This is a genomic window from Rhodococcus huquni (assembly GCF_055231055.1).
Window position 1 is genome coordinate 382,207 of the sequence record NZ_JBUYWE010000001.1, and the last position, 16,016, is coordinate 398,222.

Annotated in this window: 13 protein-coding genes; 10 read left to right on the forward strand and 3 right to left on the reverse strand. The window is 65.7% G+C overall.

Going from position 1 to position 16,016, the window contains the following annotated elements; all coding sequences use genetic code 11:
* The first annotated feature begins 22 nt into the window (after positions 1-22).
* Complete coding sequence (locus ACZI8R_RS01850; RefSeq protein ID WP_463377844.1) at positions 23-1,195, forward strand: phosphotransferase family protein; 1,173 nt, start codon at positions 23-25, stop codon at positions 1,193-1,195.
* Here the strand turns inward: ACZI8R_RS01850 and ACZI8R_RS01855 are convergent.
* Both ACZI8R_RS01855 and ACZI8R_RS01860 read right to left on the reverse strand, forming a co-directional pair.
* The gene (locus tag ACZI8R_RS01855; RefSeq protein WP_463377845.1) at positions 1,182-2,456 is read right to left on the reverse strand and encodes an alkaline phosphatase family protein; all 1,275 of its coding nucleotides are present in this window, start codon (positions 2,454-2,456) and stop codon (positions 1,182-1,184) included. The two genes, ACZI8R_RS01850 and ACZI8R_RS01855, sit on opposite strands and share 14 nt — an antisense overlap.
* Before the next feature lie 36 nt (positions 2,457-2,492).
* Positions 2,493-4,184 (reverse strand): alkaline phosphatase D family protein, encoded by a 1,692-nt coding sequence (locus ACZI8R_RS01860; protein WP_463377846.1) that lies wholly within the window; start codon positions 4,182-4,184, stop codon positions 2,493-2,495.
* 146 nt (positions 4,185-4,330) lie between these two features.
* Here ACZI8R_RS01860 and ACZI8R_RS01865 point away from each other — a divergent pair, with 146 nt between their 5' ends.
* From ACZI8R_RS01865 to aroB, 9 genes are all read left to right on the forward strand, one after another.
* Entirely contained in the window at positions 4,331-5,707 is a 1,377-nt protein-coding gene (locus tag ACZI8R_RS01865; RefSeq protein ID WP_463377847.1) for a replication-associated recombination protein A, read from the forward strand.
* 101 nt (positions 5,708-5,808) lie between these two features.
* Positions 5,809-8,481, forward strand: coding sequence for an alanine--tRNA ligase (gene alaS, locus ACZI8R_RS01870; RefSeq protein ID WP_463377848.1), 2,673 nt, complete (start codon positions 5,809-5,811; stop codon positions 8,479-8,481).
* Positions 8,482-8,483: 2 nt separating this feature from the next.
* On the forward strand, positions 8,484-9,023 hold the full coding sequence (gene ruvX / locus ACZI8R_RS01875) for a Holliday junction resolvase RuvX (RefSeq protein WP_463377849.1): 540 nt from the start codon (positions 8,484-8,486) through the stop codon (positions 9,021-9,023).
* A complete protein-coding gene (locus ACZI8R_RS01880) occupies positions 9,020-10,648 on the forward strand; it encodes an endolytic transglycosylase MltG (RefSeq protein WP_463377850.1) in 1,629 nt (542 codons plus the stop codon). The genes ruvX and ACZI8R_RS01880 overlap by 4 nt, the downstream gene beginning before the upstream one ends.
* Positions 10,638-11,459, forward strand: coding sequence for a shikimate dehydrogenase (locus ACZI8R_RS01885; protein WP_463377851.1), 822 nt, complete (start codon positions 10,638-10,640; stop codon positions 11,457-11,459). The genes ACZI8R_RS01880 and ACZI8R_RS01885 overlap by 11 nt, the downstream gene beginning before the upstream one ends.
* Positions 11,460-11,551: 92 nt before the next feature.
* The gene (locus ACZI8R_RS01890) at positions 11,552-12,187 is read left to right on the forward strand and encodes a prepilin peptidase (RefSeq protein ID WP_463377852.1); all 636 of its coding nucleotides are present in this window, start codon (positions 11,552-11,554) and stop codon (positions 12,185-12,187) included.
* Positions 12,188-12,266: 79 nt separating this feature from the next.
* Positions 12,267-13,454, forward strand: a complete 1,188-nt coding sequence (aroC, locus tag ACZI8R_RS01895; RefSeq protein ID WP_463377853.1) for a chorismate synthase — start codon at positions 12,267-12,269, stop codon at positions 13,452-13,454.
* A 3-nt stretch (positions 13,455-13,457) separates the two neighbouring features.
* Positions 13,458-13,964 carry a shikimate kinase gene (locus tag ACZI8R_RS01900; RefSeq protein ID WP_463377854.1) on the forward strand — a complete coding sequence of 169 codons (507 nt, stop codon included), beginning with the start codon at positions 13,458-13,460 and terminating at the stop codon, positions 13,962-13,964.
* A gap of 51 nt (positions 13,965-14,015) precedes the next feature.
* Complete coding sequence (aroB, locus tag ACZI8R_RS01905; RefSeq protein ID WP_463377855.1) at positions 14,016-15,125, forward strand: 3-dehydroquinate synthase; 1,110 nt, start codon at positions 14,016-14,018, stop codon at positions 15,123-15,125.
* A gap of 88 nt (positions 15,126-15,213) precedes the next feature.
* Here the strand turns inward: aroB and ACZI8R_RS01910 are convergent, their stop codons facing one another.
* Positions 15,214-15,990 carry a B-4DMT family transporter gene (locus tag ACZI8R_RS01910; RefSeq protein ID WP_463377856.1) on the reverse strand — a complete coding sequence of 259 codons (777 nt, stop codon included), beginning with the start codon at positions 15,988-15,990 and terminating at the stop codon, positions 15,214-15,216.
* Between the last annotated feature and the right edge of the window lie 26 nt (positions 15,991-16,016).

A 16,016-nucleotide genomic window follows, 5' to 3' on the forward strand; every position in this document is an offset into this window, starting at 1 on the left:
CGAACGGGTAGGTTGGTAGCCGATGATCGCAATTCTGGCAGACCCTGTGTCCGAGGTCGTTGCGGCAGCCGAGAAGCTGCTTACTCGCCGCACCGGCGCACCGGTGACCTTGGCGGATCCGGTGGATCTCGGGGGTAGTGGGCGGACGATCGTGCTGCGGGTGCGGGTTGCGGAAAATCCGTTCTCGCTGCCTCGCACTCTCATCGTCAAGCAGGTTCGTGAAGACGCGCACGATGCGGACTCACCCCTGTTCGACGCGGACCCACTCGCCGGGGATTCGAACAGTGCCTTCCTCCGCGAGGCGGTGTCGTACCAGTTCGCCACGGCTCTGCACACCGATGTGCGCCCGGGCGCGGAGCTGATCGCCTCCGATCTGGAGGCGCGGCTCCTGGTGCTGAGCGACCTGGGTGATTCCACGTCGATCAGTCACCTCCTGGAGCGCTCCGATTCGGACACCGCCACCAACACGCTGATGGCGACTGCGCAGGCTCTGGGGCGGATGCACGCGGCGACGGTGGGCCGCGAAGAAGACTTCACGGCCCTGTTGCGGCGCGCCGACGTCGCACAGTGCGACGACTACATTTCGCAGCAGGTCGACAAAGCTGTTCCTCAGGTTCCAGCCCTGTTGGCAGAGCACCTCGGCGTCGAGGTGTCCGAGGAGGTCGAGGTGCAGATCGCACAGGCCGCCAAACTGTTCGAGAGCGGACGGTTCCGTGCGTTCAGTCCCTCCGATCTCTGCCCGGACAACATCATCGTCAACGACGAAGGCGTCCGCTTCCTCGATTACGAATGGGGCGGATTCCGCGATGCAATGCTCGACGTGGCGTACGCGCTGGTGTCGTTCCCCGGCTGCCTGTGCAGCATCGACCTCTCCGAAGAACGCACACAGGCCATGATCGAGGCCTGGCGTGCCGAAGTGGTCGGTATGTGGCCGACGCTGGCGGACGACTCCGTTCTTGCGGCGCGGGTGGTCGAAGCTCAGTTGATCTGGGTGTGGATCAGCACGTACCTGTTCATGCCCGAGAACCACACCCGTATCGCGGCCGTCCGGGAGCATGCACTTTCGGTCCCGCGCACCGTCGCGCTGCACCGTCGGTGGGAGCAGTTGGCCCGATCGGCAGCGAGCGCAGGCAACACGGTGATCGCCGATCACGCCCGCGCCGTCGCGGACCAGCTTGCACTTACCGCAGGCTGAAGGCCTGCATTCTGGCTTTGCCGTCCCAGCCGCCGTTCGGCGCACGTAAGCCGAACAGAGCTGCGACCGTCGGCGCGACGTCGATCGTGCGTGCCCCCTCCGAAACTGTCTTTCCGGCGGCGACCTGGGGATGGCCACCGGACACGAAGAACGGAATCGGTAGCGTCGAACGATGCCCATGGTTGCCCGGAATGGGATTCGACAGTGGCGTGGGATCGCTGAAACGCCAGCCGGGATGGCAGAACGCGACGACGTCACCTGCTCGTGATCCCAGATCGAAGTCCGCGGGCAGAGCTGTCGACTCGACTCCGTCGAGACCCTCCACGATCTGACGGATACGGGCCACGGCGGCGTCGTGTTCGGCGGGTTCCCCGGTCCAGTAGATGAGGTCGGCTCCGCCGTTCTGGCAGATCTCCACCTTCCCCTCCAGCAGCGGGTCGGCGTTGAGCGGGCGGGTCAGTCCGATCAACTTCGCAGGCTCCGACCAGTCCATCGAGTGATCTGCCAACACGATGACCACGGATCGCGACCACGCGCCCGTGTCGCGTAGGTGCGCGACGAACTTCTCGACCTGCCTGTCCGTGTTGCGAAGAGCCTCGGTCCGGGCGATACGCAGCGACACCCCGGACAGATCGAGATGGCCGACGCGGTCGACGTCGCCGAGGTTGGTGAACGTCAGACGGGGAGCGTGCCGCTCGATCGTGTCGATGAGGGCGCGCATCGTGTAGATGTCGGGGGCATGTTCGGTGCCGGGCATCAACGGCGCCGGATCCCACACCACCGAGGCGCGGTCACCGAACAGGCCGTGAAGGTATCTCTTGGACAGGACACTGGCAGTGACCAACCCGAGTTCGTCGCGCACCCGATCGAGAACGGTGGATGTCTGCAGATCGGTCGGGCGATCGAGATCGCGGGTGTCACCCTCTTCGGGATCGAAGATCGCATTGGACGGCACCCCACTGCGCGACGGCAGCACGCCCGTCATCATTGCGGCGTGGTTGGGAAGAGTCTCCGCGACCATGATGGCCGAGGCATCCGAGTAGGTGGTGCCCTCGGCTGCGAGGCGGGTGAGCGTCGGAGTCAGGTCGGAGGTGAGCTCGTCCGGGCGCATACCGTCGATCACGAGTACGTGAACGTCGATATCGGGCAACGCGGGTGCGGCGAACGCGCGCGGTGGACCGGCGAGTACACCCGCCGTCAGCGCGACACCACTTCCGATGAGGACTTGGCGGCGGTTCGGCTGGCGAGACGTCATGGGCATCCGATCGGTGAGGGGTGAGGTGCTGGTCAGGGTGTGTCAGGTGAGCGGCGGAGCGACTTCGACCCGGCTGCCGTCGGCACCGACGCGGTAGCCGACGGCGCGGCGCACACCGGTCGCAGGATTCGTGCGGTCGTCGAGGTAGTACCAGTCCATCTGCGCCGCTTGTCTGTTCACCTCGAGCACGGCGTAACCGTGCGAATCGAGTTCCACGTACTTGATGTGGTGATTCGCTGCTTTGAAAGCTTCCTCGGCCGCGACGGCGACCGTCCGCGGCGGGACCCCCACGATGTCGTCGACGTTGTCCGACGTGACCGACGGAACCACCAGCTCGGCGCCGACCGTGGGCGATGCCGGATAGTTGGCGGGATCGACGGGGAGGTCGCAGGCCCACGAAGAATGAATGTCGCCGGTGATGAACACGGCATTGCGCACATCGCTGGCGAGAAGCGCGTCGAACAAGGTCCTGCGGTCGGCTGTGTAGCCGTCCCACTGGTCGGCGTTGTACGGGATACCACCGGCCGGTACTCCGAGCATTTCGGTGACAGCCGCGGTGGTCCGCGGCTCGAGCGGCGGGAACAGGCACGGCGTGATCATCACCGGGTTGCCGATCACCTTCCACTTGGCGTCCGCGGACACCAGACCCTTTCGGAGCCACTCCATCTGCTCCGGTCCGGTGATGGACCGCTCGGTTGCATCGGCCTCGTGCGAGACCGGCGACACCTGCTTGCTGCGATACGAGCGGAGATCGAGCATCGAGAGTTCCATCAGGTTGCCGAACTGCAGGCGTCGGTAGAGGTGAGGCTTAGACGTGGTCCCGCCGGCCCGCACCGGCATCCATTCCAGGTATGCCTGCATGGCAGCGGCGCGCCGGTCCTGCCACGCGCCCTGCGTTGCCGGGTCGTGATTCTCCGCGCCGCCGTCGTATGCGTCGTTGGCGGTCTCGTGGTCGTCCCACGTGACGATCCATGGAAGCTTCGCGTGCAATGCCGCGAGGTCGGGATCGGTCTTGTACTGCGCGTGCCGCTGCCGGTAGTCCGCAAGGGTGACGATGTCGTGAGCCGGCTCGTGCGTACGGATCACCTTCGACCCGGCCGCGAACTCGCCGGTCCCGTACTCGTAGATGTAGTCGCCCAGATGAATGATCGCGTCCAGATCGCCGCGAGCTGCGAGGTGACGATAGGCCCCGAAGTAGCCTGCTTCCCAGTTCGAGCACGAGACCACACCGAATCGAAGCCGATCGAGGTCGGCGTCCAGTGCGGGCGCCGTACGGGTGATCCCGGTCGGCGACGTCTGCCCCTCGGACACGAATCGGTAGTGGTAGCCGGTACTCGGTGACAGCCCGGTCACGTCGACCTTCGCAGTGTGGTCGGACGCCGGAGATGCGTCGACGGAACCCGAGCGCACGACGTTCGCGAACTCCGCATCCGTGGCGACTTCCCACGTCACTGCGAGGTTCGGGCCGACACCGGAACCCGGTGTCGCGTCGGGGGTAGGGGAGATGCGAGTCCACAGGATCACCGCGTCCGGCAGCGGATCTCCGGAAGCGACGCCGTGCGCGAATCGTGGGGTACCGCCAGCCGGTTGTGCTCCGGCAGTGGCCCCGCGGAGGGTCGTGGCTCCGGCCGCGATGCCGACTCCGGCGACCGTGGCGCCCGCCCGAAGCACTGTCCGACGGCGGACAGAAAATTCTTCGGGCCTCCGGATGATGGGCTGTCGCTCTGTGGTCACCCGTAGATCAGAACTCGAGTCGGTCATCCGTTCAACTCCGACTCGGTCCATCGAGGCAAGTTCACCGAATGTTCAATCGTCGGGCTGCAAGTCAGGAGAATCTCCTGTCGGAGCCACCGGGTGCGCGACACGGTAGCGTCGAACGGGTGAGCGATCTCTTCGGTTCGGAACTGAGCGACGACGCGGCCGACGTCGAACCCGCACCTCTACACGAGGCCGCCGCGGCTCGTACTCGAGTACACGACGCACCGCTCGCCGTGCGCATGCGCCCACGCACGCTCGGCGAGGTTGTGGGTCAGCAACATCTACTCGGACAGGGTGCTCCGCTGCGTCGACTGGTCGAGGGTTCGGGTGCCGCGTCGGTACTTCTCTACGGTCCCCCCGGCACCGGCAAGACCACACTCGCGTCGTTGATCTCGGGCGCCACCGGCCGAAAGTTCGAAGCCTTGTCGGCGCTCTCCGCCGGAGTGAAGGAAGTCCGCGGAGTCATCGAACTCGCCAGGCGGCGACTGCTGGCGGGCGAGCAGACGGTCCTGTTCATCGACGAGGTGCACCGCTTCTCGAAGACACAGCAGGATGCCCTGCTTTCGGCCGTGGAGAACCGCGTCGTCCTTCTGGTCGCCGCGACCACCGAGAACCCCTCGTTCTCCGTGGTGTCGCCGCTGTTGTCTCGCTCACTCGTACTGCAGTTGACGTCTCTGACTTCCGAGGACATCAGAGAGGTCATCGAGCGGGCGCGAACCGAGGAGCGGGGACTGAACGGCGCGGTCACAATCACGGACGAAGCGCTCGAGCATCTCGTTCGGCTGGCGTCGGGGGACGCGCGACGAGGATTGACGGCGCTCGAAGCGGCTGCGGGAAGCGCCCTGGATCGTGGCGGAGCCGAGCCGGCCGTCGTGGACCTCGAGACGGTCGAGGAAAGTGTGGACAAGGCTGCCGTCCGGTACGACCGCGACGGCGATCAGCACTACGACGTGATCAGTGCCTTCATCAAGTCCATCCGCGGATCCGATGTGGATGCTGCGCTGCACTACCTGGCACGGATGATCACGGCCGGTGAGGATCCACGATTCATCGCCAGGCGTCTCGTCGTTCATGCGAGCGAAGACATCGGCATGGCGGACCCCACCGCACTCCAGACCGCGACTGCGGCCGCGCAGGCCGTGCAGCTGATCGGCATGCCGGAGGCGCGCCTCGCCCTGGCGCAGGCAACGATTCACCTGGCCACGGCACCCAAATCCGGTGCCGTCATCGCTGCGCTGGGGGCAGCGATGGCCGACGTGTCGGCCGGAAAATCGGGCCTGGTCCCGCCCCACCTGCGCGACGGCCACTACAAAGGCGCAGAAGCGCTGGGCAACGCCGTGGGATACCGCTATCCACACAGTCACCAGGACGGAGTACTCCCTCAGCAGTACCCGCCGGACGAGCTGGTCGGCGTCGACTATTACGAGCCGACCAACCACGGCGGGGAGCGCGAGCTTTCCCAGCGCGTTCCGAAGCTGCGTCGCATCGTCCGGGGCTGAACAACCGAGTTGTGACGGGCCTATAAGCTGAAGGACGGTCGGCGCACCTGCACCTGCGGTGTCGTCGATTGCCCCATCCGTCCATATGTGAAGGACCAGACGTGCAGACTCACGAGATTCGTCGGCGATTTCTCGACCATTTCGTCAAGGCCGGCCACACCGAGGTGCCCAGCGCCTCGCTGCTTCTCGACGACCCGAATCTGCTTTTCGTGAATGCCGGCATGGTGCAGTTCGTCCCCTTCTTCCTCGGCCAGCAGACGCCGCCCTACGCGACTGCCACGAGCGTGCAGAAGTGCGTCCGCACCCTCGACATCGAAAACGTCGGGATCACCACGCGCCACAACACGTTCTTCCAGATGGCGGGCAACTTCTCGTTCGGTGACTACTTCAAGCGTGCAGCGATCAAGAACGCATGGTCGTTGCTGACCGATTCGGTCGACGACGGTGGCTACGGTTTCGATCCGGAACGAGTCTGGGTGACCGTCTACCTCGACGACGACGAGGCGCGCGACATCTGGCGCGACGAGGTCGGTGTCCCCGAAACTCGAATTCAGCGCCGTGGCATGGCCGACAACTACTGGTCGATGGGAATCCCCGGCCCCTGTGGTCCGTGCTCCGAGATCTACTACGACCGTGGACCCGAATACGGTGCGCCGGGTGGACCCGAGGCCGACGAGGATCGCTACATCGAGATCTGGAATCTCGTGTTCATGCAGAACGAGCGCGGCCTCGGAACCAGCAAGGACGACTACGAGATCCTGGGTCCGCTGCCGAGGAAGAACATCGACACGGGCATGGGCGTCGAGCGTGTCGCTTTCCTGTTGCAAGGTGTCGACAACGTCTACGAAACCGACCTGGTTCGCCCGGTCATCCAGAAGGCGGAGGAGCTCTCCGGCCGCAAGTACGGCGACGACAACGAATCGGACATTCGTTTCCGCGTGATCGCCGACCATGCGCGCACCGCGGCGATGCTGATCTCGGACGGCGTGAACCCGGGCAACGACGGCCGCGGCTACGTCCTGCGTCGTCTGCTGCGCCGCATCGTGCGCTCGGCCAAACTGCTCGGCGCCGACAAACCGAGCATGCGCGAGTTCATGGTCGTCGTCCGCGACACGATGGCACAGTCCTACCCCGTTCTCGCAACGGACTTCGAGCGCATCGAGAACGTGGCGGTCGGTGAGGAGTCGGCGTTCCTCAAGACGCTCAGCTCCGGATCGAAGTTGTTCGAAGGCGCGGCCGAGACCGTGAAGGCGTCGGGCAAGAGCGTGATCGGCGGCGATCAGGCGTTCGCGTTGCACGACACCTACGGGTTCCCGATCGATCTCACCCTGGAGATGGCCTCCGAGGCCGGACTGTCCGTCGACGAGGACGGATTCCGGGCACTGATGGCGGAGCAGCGGAAGCGCGCAAAGGACGACGCGCAAGCGCGCAAGCACGCCCACGCCGACCTCACCGTCTACAAGGAGTTGCTCGACCGCGGCCCCACCGAGTTCACCGGGTTCGACGAGCTGGTGTCCGAGGCGCATGTGATCGCTGTGCTGGCAGATGGGCAACGAGTGCCCGCCGCGACGGCAGGACAGAACGTGGAGATCGTTCTCGACCGCACACCGCTGTATGCCGAGGCAGGCGGACAGATCGCCGATCTGGGTTCGCTCTCGGCCACCGGAATGCGCGCGAAGGTGAACGACGTCCAGAAGATCGCGAAGCAGCTGTGGGTGCACAAGGTGACGGTCGGCGAAGGCCAGATCACCGAGGGTGATGTCGTGCTGGCTCAAGTCGATTCGGAGTGGCGCAAGGGCGCCACCCAAGGGCATTCCGGCACGCACATGGTCCACGCGGCACTGCGCGAGGTGCTCGGATCCAACGCCGTCCAGGCCGGCTCGTTGAACAAGCCGGGTTACCTGCGCTTCGACTTCTCGTGGCAGGGCGCCCTGACCGACGCGCAGAAGCAGGACATCGAGGCAGTCGCGAACGAGGCGGTAGCCGAGAACTACGCCGTCAACACTTTCGTCACCGACCTCGAGAAGGCGAAGTCGATGGGCGCGATGGCGCTCTTCGGCGAGAACTACGGGGACGAGGTGCGCGTCGTGGAGATCGGCGGACCGTTCTCGATGGAGCTGTGTGGCGGTACGCACGTGGCGAGTTCCGCGCAGATCGGCAACATCACGTTGCTCGGCGAGCAGTCGGTGGGCTCGGGAGTGCGACGTGTCGAGGCGTACGTCGGCCTCGACTCCTACCGGTACCTGGCGAAGGAACGTGCCCTGCTCGCCGGTCTCTCGTCGAGCCTCAAGGTTCCTTCGGAAGAGGTACCGGCCCGAGTCGAAGCACTTGTGGATCGCTTGAAGGTGGCGGAGAAGGAGCTCGAGCAGACCAAGGCGCAGGCAGTGCTTGCCTCGGCCGGGTCGTTCGTGGAGAAGGCCCATCGGATCGGTTCGGTCCGACTGGTTGCGGAGCCCGCTCCTGCCGGTGTCGGTGGCAACGACCTGCGCTCCCTCGTCCAGGACGTGCGCGGCCGACTAGGGAGCGAGCCCGCTGTCGTCGTGCTGTTCGGTGACGTGGACGGCAAGGTGCCCTTCGTCGTGGCAGCCAACAAGGCTGCGCAAGATGCGGGCGTCAAGGCCGGCGAACTCGTCGCCAGCTTCGGACCGGCGATCGGCGGCCGGGGCGGCGGCAAGGCGGACATGGCGCAAGGCTCCGGCTCCGACGCGAGCGGAATCGCAGTGGCCCTGGACGGGGTGCGTGGCCGGGTCGCGGAACTGGTGGGGAACAAGTAGCGGTGCCGATACCCGAAGCCGGGCCGGATCGACCGTCCGAGGACGATCCGGGCCGTGGTCGCCGCATAGGTGTCGACGTCGGAAGCGTCCGTATCGGCGTTGCATCCTGCGATCCGGACGGCATTCTGGCAACGCCCGTCGAAACCGTCCCGAGGTCCAAGGAACGCGGACCCGACGCGCCCGACATCAGGCGTATTGCCGCCATTGTCGCGGAATACGAGGCGGTTGAGGTTATCGTCGGTCTGCCGCAAACGCTGCGAGGTGAACGTGGAAAGGCTGCCTCGATCGCTGCGGCGTTCGCGAAACGATTGGGTCGGCAGGTGGATCCGATACCGGTACGGCTGGCAGACGAGCGTCTGACGACCGTGACCGCGGCACGGGCGCTTCGCGAAAGTGGTGTCAGTGCGAGAGGGCAACGCCCGGTCATCGACCAGGCTGCGGCGGTGGCGATCTTGCAGGGATGGTTGGACGAGCGGAGCAGATCGGGTGTGGCTACGAATGCAGGCGGGGATGCAGATCAGCAGCCGGAGGTCGGCGAGTGAGTGACGACAGACGCCCCTTCGGCGAAGACGGATTCGTGGAGAGCCGGTTCGCGGAGTCTCGCTTCACGCAACCAGCGGAGCGCGAAGAGCCGGGGCACGGCGGGTACGGAGACGGCTATGGACAGGATCCGTATGCCGGCGGCGGCTACGGCCAGGACTCGTATGCCGGGGGCGGGGCGTACGACGAGCAGAACCAATCGCATCATTACGCGGACGACGGGTATCAGACCCCGCAATACCGGGACCCGCAATACCAGGACCCGCAGTACGGCGACGGGTATGCTGCGCCGGATTATCACGATGCGGAGTACTACGAGCGTCCCCGCTACGAAGACGCAGGCTACGGGGACCCCGGGTACGAGGATGCACGCGCTGACGACGACCTGACCGGCTCGGACTTCGATCGTCCGGAGCCCGAGGCGATTCCAGCGACGGGAACCAGGGCGCAGTCTCGGCGCCGCAGTGCGAAGGGTCGCCGCGCCCGACGGGGCAAGTGGTTCGGTCTCGCGGCCGCCGCCGTAGTTCTCGTCGTACTCGCAGGTCTTGTCGTGGTGGGAGGTAAGGCGTTCTTCGGCGGACCGGACCTTCCGGACGACTACGCCGGCCCCGGCGGGCCCGACGTCGTAGTCGAGGTCAAGTCCGGCGATACGGCAGAAGAGATAGCCGAGTCGATGGTCGACAAGGGCGTCGTCGCGAGCTCGGCGGCTTTCTACAACGCCGCTGTGCAGGACACGGGCATGAATTCGATGCAGCCGGGCTTCTACAGCATCTCGTCCGAGATTTCCGGTGTGGATGCGGTCTCGCAGTTGGTCGACCCGACCTCCCGCGTGGGTCAGATGGTGATCTCCGAAGGTCGCCAGCTGCACGACAACAGCGATGTGCAGACGGGTGCTGTGAAGAAGGGCATCTACACGCTGATCTCGGAAGCAAGCTGCACAGGTGCAGGCGAGACGAAGTCCTGCATTTCGTACGACGACTTGGACAAGGCGGGCGCGAGTACCGACCTGGACTCGCTCGGGGTGCCGGATTGGGCCAAGACCGAGGTCGCCAACGTCCCCGATCACGATCGACAGCTCGAGGGTCTGATCGCCGCCGGAAGCTGGAACTTCGACCCGAGTGCGAGTCCCGCCGAGATTCTGAAGCACCTCGTGACCCAGAGCGCCGCCAGCTACGAGGAGACGGGTATCCGTACCGCCGGCGACGCGGTCGGACTCACGCCGTACAAGATGTTGGTTGCTGCGTCGTTGATCGAGCGCGAAGCCATGCCGGACGACTTCGCGAAGGTGGCCCGGGTCATCGTCAACCGGTTGGCCGTCGATCAGCCGCTGCAGTTCGACTCGACGGTGAACTACGCACTCGACACCACGGAGCTCGCCACTACCGATGCGGACCGGGCGAAGGTCACCCCGTGGAACACCTACGCGAGTCCAGGTCTGCCGGCGACACCGATCGCTGCACCGAGCATCGGTGCGCTCGAGGCGACGGAATCTCCCGAACCCGGCGACTGGATCTACTTCGTGACGATCGATGCGGAGGGCACGACTCTTTTCACCAAGAGTTACGACGAACATCTGTCGAACATCGACCAGGCCCTCAACAGCGGAATTCTGACCAGTGGTCGCTGACAGTGGGCGTAAAGCTGCGGTCCTCGGGAGTCCGATCGAGCACTCTCGTTCGCCGCAGCTTCACCTGGCCGCGTATCGGACGCTGGGCCTGACCGACTGGACGTACGAGCGAGTCGAGTGCGACGCCGAGCAGCTGCCCGGGCTCGTGTCGAGTCTCGGTCCGGAATGGGTGGGCCTGTCGGTCACGATGCCGGGGAAGTTGGCGGCTCTCGATTTCGCCGACGAACGCACCGATCGCGCAGTTGCGGTCGGATCGGCGAACACCTTGCTGCGCACGGAGCGCGGGTGGCGCGCCGATTGCACCGACGTCGACGGTGTGGAAGGCGCACTGATCGCGGGCGGTGTGGGTGACCTCACGGGGGCATCGGCCGTGGTTGTCGGCGCTGGAGGCACAGCCCGTCCGGCATTGATCGCGTTGGCTGGAATGGGTGCCCGTCAGGTAGCCCTCGTCGCGCGTAGTCGAGAACGTGCGGACGGCGCCATGCGATGTGGCTCGAGCGCGGGCCTCGACATGAGGTTCGTCGCAATGGACGATCCGGAGCTCGGTGCGGTCACGGCTGACTGTGCGGCACTGGTGAGCACGGTGCCTGCTGCAGGTGCCCAGCCGTACGCCGATGCGCTCGGACGGGCGCCTTTCGTGTTGGACGCGATCTACGATCCCTGGCCGACGCCACTTGCGGAAGCGGTCCACGCTGCGGGCGGCACTGTGATCGGCGGACTCGAAATGTTGTTGAACCAGGCGTTCGGCCAGGTGACGCAGTTTACCGGGATGGCGGCTCCGAGAGAGGCGATGCGCGCGGCGCTGGACTGACTTGTCCACAGGCCGCGAGGTCGTCTACAGGCGTGTTTTCGCCCTGGTTTTCTGTGGTCGTGACGTGTGGATGGCCATGCATGCTCGCTGCCATGGGGTGGATTCAGTTGTGCGGGCTCGTCTGGGGCTTCGGTGTCGGCATCGGAATCGGTCGTGCGGCGCGGTGCGGCGCGCATCGGTTCACGGCGCCGCAGACGATCGCGGCCGGGTGGTGCGAGTGGATCGGTGGCGTCCTGTGTGCCGGTATCGGCTGGTGGGGTGCCGGCAATCAGGTGACTGCCGAGGCATTCGGATCGATGGTGGCTCTCACAGTCCTGATCGGGTGGTCGATTGCCGTCGGGGCGACGGACGTCGCTGTGCGTCGGCTGCCGAACGTCCTGACAGCAGTCGGCTTCTCGGCGGCGCTCGTCCACGGCATCGTCATCGGCAGTGTCATGACGCCGCTCGCGGGGGCAGTGCTGCTGGCGGCCCCGTATCTGACGGCGTTCGCCTGTGCACCGGGTTCGGTCGGCGCCGGTGATGTGAAGTTGGCGTTCGGTATGGGCGGCGTCGCCGCGTTCGGGGGCGCAGAGTGCTGGCTCGCCGCGGCGGTCGCGGCTCCGGTGATCACCGCATTCGTGGGAATCGGCCTCGCAATGTTCCGCTCGAGGCCGGTGTCGTCGTCTCTTCCGCACGGCGCGTCGATGTGTGTGGCAACCGTGTCTGCCGTCCTCGCAGCTGCCGTGTGAACCTATCGGGTGGGTCCGCGCGGGCAGGGGACGTGCACCACTGTCCGACTGTCGGCGGGCGGCATGGAAGGATATTGGTGTGCTGCGCTGGATAACTGCCGGAGAATCTCATGGTCCCGCCCTCGTTGCGATGCTCGAGGGGATGGTCGCGGGCGTCGAGGTGACGTCCGAGGACATCTCTACTCAACTTGCGCGCCGTCGCCTCGGATACGGGCGTGGGGCGCGGATGAAGTTCGAGGCCGACAAGGTCACCATCGTGGGCGGCGTCCGTCACGGGCGCACGCTCGGCGGTCCCGTCGCCATCGAGGTGGGCAACACCGAGTGGCCCAAGTGGGAAACCATCATGTCAGCGGACCCGGTCGATCCGGCCGAGCTGGCCGACCAGGCGCGCAACGCGCCTCTCACGCGCCCGCGTCCCGGTCATGCCGACTACTCGGGGATGCTCAAGTACGGGTTCGACGACGCCAGGCCGGTGCTCGAGCGTGCGAGTGCTCGGGAGACTGCGGCCAGGGTCGCGGCTGCCACGGTCGCACGCGGATTCCTGCGCCAGGTATTCGGTGTCGAGGTGTTGTCCCACGTGGTCTCCATCGGTGCATCCGAGCCGTACGTCGGCCCCGAGCCGGTGGCCGGTGACCTCGACGCGATCGATGCGAGCCCGGTCCGCGCCTTCGACAAGGCGGCCGAAGAATCGATGATCAGCGAGATCGAGTCCGCGAAGAAGGACGGCGACACCCTCGGCGGTGTGGTCGAGGTGGTCGTGCACGGGTTGCCGGTGGGAATCGGGTCGTTCGTGTCGGGTGCGGAGCGGTTGGACTCGCGACTTGCCGCGGCGCTCATGGGAATTCAGGCCATCAAGGGCGTCGAGGTGGGAGACGGTTTCGAGACCGCCAGACGTCGCGGCAGCCAGGCACACGACGAGATTCTTCCCGGGCCGGACGGCATCGAGCGTTCCACCAACCGGGCTGGTGGCATCGAAGGCGGAATGACCAACGGCGAGGCACTGCGTGTCCGTGCCGCGATGAAGCCGATCTCCACGGTGCCGAGGGCGCTGGCAACGGTGGACATGTCCACCGGTGAGGAAGCCGTCGCCATTCACCAGCGATCCGATGTCTGTGCGGTGCCCGCAGCGGGCGTCGTGGCCGAGGCGATGGTCGCACTCGTCGTCGCCCAGACGGCTCTCGAGAAGTTCGGTGGCGATTCGATCGCCGAGACCACGGACAACTACCGGCGTTACCGCGACGGCATCGCTGCCCGTCCGCCGCGGTGACAGATGGCACCCGTCGCCGTGCTCGTCGGTCCGCCGGGCGCAGGTAAGTCGACCATCGGTCGACGGCTCGCGCAGGCACTGGATCTATCGCTGTTCGATACCGATGCGGCGATCGAGAAGGAATCCGGGCGAGTCATCAAGGACATCTTCGCGCAGGACGGCGAACCCGCTTTTCGTGCGATGGAAGAAGAGATGGTCGCCAGGGCCGTCGAGAGCGAGACGGGCATCGTCTCACTCGGTGGTGGTGCGATCCTGTCCGACCGGACGCGGTCGCTACTTCGGGGGCATACGGTGATCTATCTGGAGATCAGTGTCGCCGAGGGACTCAAACGTACTGGGAACAACACGGCAAGGCCGTTGTTGGTCGGCGACGACCCCAAGAAGAAGTACGAAGAACTGATGCGGCGGCGTCGACCGCTGTATCGAAGGGTTTCCACGATTCGCATCAGAACGGACGGACGCAGTCCGTCGCGTGTCGTGCAACAGTTGGTGGCGAAACTCGGCAGGTGACGTGCCGAGATCTATGAGCAGTCGGGTGACGACGGAGCGGAGCAGAACGAAGTGACCGAACCGGTACGCGTTGAAGTACGTACGGCCGATCCCTACCCGGTCGTGATCGGGCGAGGCCTGCTGGGCGACCTCGTCGACGAGCTCGCCGGTACACGTACGGTGGCGATCTTTCACCAGCCGCCACTTGCCGCCACTGCCGAAGCCGTGCGGGAGGCGTTGGCAGAAAAAGGGATCGACGCTCACCGTATCGAGATCCCGGATGCCGAGGACGGCAAGGACCTCGCTGTGGCGGGGTTCTGCTGGGAGGTGCTCGGGCGGATCGGTCTGACCCGAAGCGATGCAATCGTCAGTCTCGGTGGCGGAGCCGCAACGGACCTCACCGGCTTCGTGGCAGCCACCTGGATGCGTGGCGTTCGAGTGGTTCACGTCCCCACCACGTTGTTGGCGATGGTGGATGCCGCGGTTGGTGGGAAGACCGGAATCAACACCGAGGCGGGCAAGAACCTGGTCGGGTCCTTCCACGAACCTTCTGCGGTGTTCGTGGACCTCGCGACGTTGGAGACGGTCCCGCGCAACGAGATCGTGGCGGGCATGGCGGAGGTCATCAAGACCGGATTCATCGCTGACCCGGTCATCCTCGATCTGATCGAGCAGGATCCCGAGGCAGCCCTCGATCCGGCGGGCACGGTGCTACCCGAACTGATTCAGCGGTCGGTGGAGGTGAAGGCGAAAGTGGTCGCTGCCGACCTGCGCGAGTCCGATCTGCGGGAGATCCTCAACTACGGCCACACCATGGGTCACGCAATCGAGCGGCGAGAGCGGTACCGGTGGCGTCACGGTGCAGCCGTCTCCGTCGGACTCGTGTTCGCGGCGGAACTCGGTCGACTTGCGGGCCGTCTCGACGACGAGACGGCTACGCGGCACAGAAGCATTCTCGAGGCGGTGGGCCTTCCGACCACCTACGACGGCGATGCGTTCTCGCAGCTGCTCGAGGGCATGCAGACCGACAAGAAGAACCGAGCAGGCTTGCTGCGTTTCGTTGTTCTGGATGGGCTCGGAAAGCCCGGCCGGCTCGAAGGGCCGGACCCGTCGCTGTTGGTGGCCGCGTATTCGGCGATCGCACGGGACGAGCCGACACCCGGCGGTGCCGTCCTGCTCTGAGGCGGATGCCCGCGCGGTGAAATACTGAACGAACAGAAAGGCGGGGCGCGGTTTCGAAGGAAACCGCGCCCCGCCTTTCTGTTGCGAGTCAGTCCTGCTTACGAAGGTCGTCCGGGTCGGTGAACTGGGACGTGCTCGCATTCTGGTCCAGGTCGAGGTCCGACGTGTCCTCGCGGTAGCTGGCGGGCACGGCATCGAACACCGTCGTATCGGCATCAGCATCGCCGTTCCCGTACTCCTCACCGGCCGGGTAGTCGCTGCCGGTGTAATCGGAGCCGGTGTACTCCTCGGCCGCTGAGCCGTCGTGCTGCTGATCCAGGCTGAGAACCTCACTGCCGAGCCCCGAGTCCGAGGCCGGACGACTGGCCACCGCCGCCGGGGCCGCGGCGGCAGCAGTCTTTGCCTTCGCACTGTTCTTACCGTCGTCGTCCGAGTCTTCGGAGTCGTTGCGGTTCTGCAGCAAGCGGGTCACGCCGATCGCCAGCATCGTGGGAACGAAGATCAGCAACACGGTGAACGCAGCACCGGAGGTCAGTTCGAAGAACAGAGGATTCTGGGTGACATTGAAGTCGGGGACGAGATTGACCAGCCAGCTACCGAGCCCGGCCACCAGGCCACCGAGAACCGCCGCCTTCAACCACCTCATCGTGAGGTCTGCGCCGTGGTCGGGGTCAGGGTTCTTTCGACGATCCCGCACCGCGTCGAACCAGCCCCACAGCAGCGCGGCGAGCACGACGAGCACCAGTGCGACCATCCTCAGGGCACTTCCGTGCAGCGGCCACTGAGTGATCGCGATCCCGAGAATCGTACGGAGGACAATATGTATCAGGGCCATCCCGAGGCCGCGCACCACCCACGCATTCATGGGCACAGCGTAGCCAGACGGCTCGG